Origin of the sequence: Cypionkella psychrotolerans, assembly GCF_001294535.1 — a bacterium.
GTDB lineage: Bacteria > Pseudomonadota > Alphaproteobacteria > Rhodobacterales > Rhodobacteraceae > Cypionkella > Cypionkella psychrotolerans.
This window is the reverse complement of the sequence record NZ_LGIC01000080.1, coordinates 1-4,542: the sequence shown is the minus strand read 5'-3', so window position 1 is coordinate 4,542 and position 4,542 is coordinate 1. Positions and strand designations below refer to the sequence as shown.

Genomic DNA, 4,542 nt, shown 5'->3' with positions numbered 1-4,542 from the left:
GGATGAGCGCCGGCTCCTGCGCCTTCAAAAGCAAATGGTCAGCCACAAACTGCTGATCATCGACGAACTGGGCTTTGTGCCGCTCAGCAAAACTGGCGCCGAACTGCTGTTTGAACTGATCTCGCAACGCTATGAGCGGGGTGCCACGTTGATCACCAGCAACCTGCCCTTCGACGAATGGACCGAAACCTTCGGGTCTGAGCGACTGACAGGCGCACTTCTCGACCGGCTGACCCACCACGTGAACATCCTCGAGATGAACGGTGAAAGCTATCGCCTCGGCCAGAGCAAAGCCCGCCAAGACAAGGCTTAACCCAATACCAACATCGTAAGCAGTTGGCCCTCACGGGCCAAAGCATCCGGGCAACCGCCAGCTCTGTGACAAGCGCGGCCGCCCAGATGCTAGCGCACGCCTATGCGGCAATCTTGATAACCCCAAAGTGGCAACATTTTGCGCTGCCCTTTGGTCCACTTTTACTCTGCCGTTGACACCTATCACCCCGTCGTCGCTTATGGGCAGTCAAAGACCGCCTGTATCCTGCTCTCGGTTGGCATTGCCGCGAAATGGGCGGGCGATGGCATTATGTCAAACGCGCTCAATCCGGGTGCCATCGCCACCAACCTGCAACGCCATACCGGCGGTTTGAAGAAGCCCGAGCCCTTCCGCAAATCGCCGCAACAGGGGGCTGCGAATTCGGTGCTTCTGGCCGCCTCGCCGTTGCTGGACGGCGTGACTGGCCGCTACTTTGACAATTGCACGGAGGCGGAAATCGTCGACGCGCGCCGTGATCAGCCCATCGGCACGGTGGCACACTATGCACTGGATCCGCAAAACGCAGACAGGCTGTGGATGATGGCAGAACGGATGATCGGGTGTGTGCTGTGACTCGCCTGAAGGTTGGCTTCATCGGGCTGGGCGATCAGGGTGGCCCGATGGCCGAAGCCTTGGCCGAAACGCATAATCTGCATGTCTGGGCTCGACGGCCCGAGACGCTGGCAGGGTTTGCCGACAAGGGCGCCCATCTCATGGACTCCGCCCAATCGGTGGCACGCGCGGTTGATTTCTTGTGCCTCTGCCTGCCCGACGATGCCGAGCTTCAGGCTCTGCTGTTCAACGGCGGGCTGGCGGACGCGCTGCCAAATGGGGGCACCGTCATCAATCACGCGACGGGCGATCCCCGCGCCGCAGCGGCGAATGCCAATAGACTTGCGCCAATAGGATTGCGCTATCTGGATGCACCGGTCAGCGGCGGACGCCCCGCTGCCGAGGCGCGCAACCTCACCTGCTTTGTCGGCGGTGATGCAGACACGCTGCACCTCTGTGAGCCAGTTCTGTCCTGCCACAGTAGTGCCATACGGCTTATGGGCGGCCCCGGGGCGGGTCAGATGACCAAGATTCTGAATAATGCGCTGACCGTGTCGAACCTGCGCAACCTGGTGGAAGTGTTCGGCCTCGCGGCGCAGGCAGGCGTCGACCTGTCATCGCTACAAGCAGCATTGGCCACCAGCAGCGGCGGCAGTTTTATGGCACGGGCCATCGGCAAGCAAGACAACCCATCAAACGCCGCCCACATCGCTAGCCTGAACCGCAAGGATGTGCAGGAATTCGCGGCAGCCATGGAGCAACTGGGGCTGAACCCCGAACGGATCGTCGATTGGGCGATGGGCGCGCCCGCGGCGCTACCCGACCTTGTCGCGCAGCTGGGCACGCTCCAAGATACCTGACTTGGTCTGCCGCTCTCCGGGATGGACGCTTCCAGATGTTTCCCGAGCCATCCGTTCTCGAAAATGCCGCGCTGATCTCAGACGGCTGCTTCTGCGAATATCGTGAAACAAGGCAGGTGCACGCTGACCGTCGGCTAAGGGCCGAAAGCGGCGCAGCCATTGTTGATGCAATGAGTGTAGGCAATATGAAATGTGAAATGCGGGCGAGATCTTCTTTGGGTTGCCAGATCTGACCCGGGTAGGGACGTAATTTTCATTGAGAAGTGATCCATGTGACACGTTCCCTTTGGCTGCTGGCAGCAGGGGATTTTGGAGTGATCGACATGGCATTTTTGAGCATTATTCGGCGTTGGGCATTGCGCGAGCATCTGTCCATTAGGGAGATCGCGCGACGGACGAAGTTGTCGCGCAACACCATTCGGAAGTATTTGCGGTGTGGAGCGGTGGAGCCTGAGTTCAGGGTTGCCGAGCGACCGAGCAAGCTTGACCCCTTTGCCATAAAGCTGTCGGGCTGGCTGAAGACCGAGGCCGGGAAGTCGCGCAATCAGCGGCGAACATCGAAGCAGTTACATGATGACTTGGTGAAGCTGGGCTACACCGAGTCCTACGGTCGGGTTGCTGCATTTGCGCGGGTGTGGCGGGCGGATTGGCAAAGGGAGCAGCAGACGACGGGGCGCGGAACGTTTGTTACTCTGGTGTTTCAACCGGGCGAGGCATTCCAGTTTGATTGGAGGGAGGTTTTTGCCATTCTGGGCGGTGAGCGCGCCAAAACTGCAGGTGGCGCATATCATGCTGTCGCACAGCCGGGTATTTTTGCTGCGGGCCTATCCACTGCAAACCCATGAGATGCTGTTTGATGCCCAGTGGCCTGGAATGGCGCGATCCTCGACAGATGCAGGCGCATCTGTTTTAAAGGGCCCATTTTAGGGGTGCGGATTCTCGGCGCCGTCTCGGCCCTTCCATGGAAAAAATGATTGAAGCCTCGCAAATCCCCCGAGGCGCGCATGAACTGCAGCGGGCTGACCCCTGTAGCTTGGATCTTTGCAAAGCTCAGCATGAGCGACGTCGAGATGGCGCGCCGGAATCTGCGGGAACAGGTGATGAACAAGGTGGTAGGAATCGTTGCGAGGGAAAAAGAGCAGGCGGACCAAGGCAGGCGCAAGGACATTGCGCGAGCTTTCAAGTTCATCATCTGCACCCACGAGCCCTGCATGGTCCAAACAATCGGTCCAAAAGTTCAAAGTTGGATAAATGTAAAACAGGGGGACGATGACAAAGATAAAAGACGTCAGCGGGGCGAATACAGTGAACGCCACGATAAGAGCGAGGAGAACCAGTTTAAGAACGACGAAGAAGCGACCATCATCGCCTGACAGACTGATGCCCGTGTATGCGCGCAGGTGCCGTCCCATTAATGGCGTCGCAAAGTGCCTTAAGATAGTCTGCAAATTCAGCGCATCGTGCAACCCGAACTTCTGAATGACCGCGAACTCCGCATCATTATCGTAGTCTCCGTTGTTTGCGTGATGTGACAGATGGTCATCCCGATACTTTCGAAACGTTTTCATCAACACTGATGCGCATACACGCCCAATGAGCACGTTGTCTTGCCGATTTTCGGAAAACGAAGCATGACAGCACTCATGGACGATATTGTTTATTCCTCTCAGGCGCGTTCCGATGAAGATCGCGGTAGCCGTCATCATGAGCACAGACCCAACACTCGCAGTGAGTGACAGCAGGTAATTTCCAAACCAGATCGACGCTACTATCAACGCATAATACCCACAGACGATCGTCCAAGCGATCCTGCGCGAATATCGTTTCATTCCGAAAAACCGCAGGATGTACTTCCTGCGCAGTGATTGTCCTGACATGTGTCCCCCGACCCAACGAGCTCATAATACCTAAATTGTTGAACGATTTGCACAAATTCGGAAGACTGATGCTCAAAAATTCCGCCTCCATGAGAAGTGCTAATGCAAGTGTAGCTATGCACCCTTGTTTGTCTCAGTTTTTTCAGTAAAAGTCTGCGCTATGCATTAGTGAATCTTATGCAGCAAGGTGAAAAATGTCGCGCATCGACTACGACTCTCTCATCATTCTCTCTGCTGTCGTTCGAGAAGGCAGCTTCGAAGCGGCTGCCAAATCGATGAAAGTGACCCAGTCTGCGGTCAGTCAGCGAATCAGGCAGTTGGAAGAAAAAGCCGGCGTCGTTCTGGTTGCCAGGGGACGCCCGTGCCTGCCGACGGAGGCCGGGATACAGTATTGTCGGCATGTCGAACAAGTGACACTTCTTCAACAAGAACTCGACGAGCGCATGCGCGCGCTGGTCGGGGGCGACATAGCCGGCGCGGCAACGATCCGGCTTGGAGTGAACAACGACAGCTTGGCGACATGGTTCCCAAATTTGATCAAGCGAGCGTCACGGGAACTGGGGATCCGCTTAGACGTCCTTCCTGATGATCAGGACCATACCGAAGCGAGCCTGAAGTCAGGAGACGCACTTGCGGTGATAACGGCCCTCGAAACGCCGATACACGGGTGCCGCAGACTCTCTCTGGGGTCGATGGATTACATCGCCGTAGCATCGCCCGAATTCTTTCTCGCGGAGTTTTCGGAGGGGGTGTCACTTGATACTCTGCGCGGATCGACCTGTCTTGCCTACAATCGTAAGGACAATATCCAAGACCAATGGATGACACTTTGCTTTGGCGAAACCGTGCCTTTGTCTACCCATTTCGTGCCATCTTATGAGGGGTACATTGCTTGCTGCAGGAACGGGACGGCATGGGGACTTGTACCCAGCATAGCTGC

General features: G+C 56.8%; 5 protein-coding genes and 1 pseudogene. 5 read left to right on the top strand and 1 reads right to left on the bottom strand.

Going from position 1 to position 4,542, the window contains the following annotated elements; translation table 11 throughout:
- The 4 genes and pseudogenes from AKV04_RS18225 to AKV04_RS18210 all read left to right on the top strand — a co-directional run.
- Window positions 1-313: ATP-binding protein (locus tag AKV04_RS18225; protein WP_162232908.1), on the top strand; the 313-nt coding region annotated here is incomplete at its 5' end.
- 150 nt (window positions 314-463) lie between these two features.
- Window positions 464-886: an SDR family NAD(P)-dependent oxidoreductase gene (locus tag AKV04_RS18220; protein WP_202905655.1), complete on the top strand. Its 423-nt coding sequence runs from the start codon at window positions 464-466 to the stop codon at window positions 884-886.
- Entirely contained in the window at window positions 883-1,725 is an 843-nt protein-coding gene (locus AKV04_RS18215) for an NAD(P)-dependent oxidoreductase (RefSeq protein ID WP_054007841.1), read from the top strand. Before AKV04_RS18220 ends, AKV04_RS18215 begins: the two co-directional genes overlap by 4 nt.
- 323 nt (window positions 1,726-2,048) lie before the next feature.
- Window positions 2,049-2,586: pseudogene (locus tag AKV04_RS18210) on the top strand (IS21 family transposase); the annotation flags it as partial.
- Between the two features lie 62 nt (window positions 2,587-2,648).
- On the opposite strand, the gene AKV04_RS25735 reads toward AKV04_RS18210, so the two are convergent.
- Window positions 2,649-3,602, bottom strand: a complete 954-nt coding sequence (locus tag AKV04_RS25735) for a fatty acid desaturase family protein (protein WP_082351730.1) — start codon at window positions 3,600-3,602, stop codon at window positions 2,649-2,651.
- Window positions 3,603-3,796: 194 nt separating this feature from the next.
- Here AKV04_RS25735 and AKV04_RS18200 point away from each other — a divergent pair.
- Window positions 3,797-4,542 (top strand): ArgP/LysG family DNA-binding transcriptional regulator (locus tag AKV04_RS18200; RefSeq protein ID WP_054007839.1); only part of this gene is annotated, 746 nt, incomplete at its 3' end.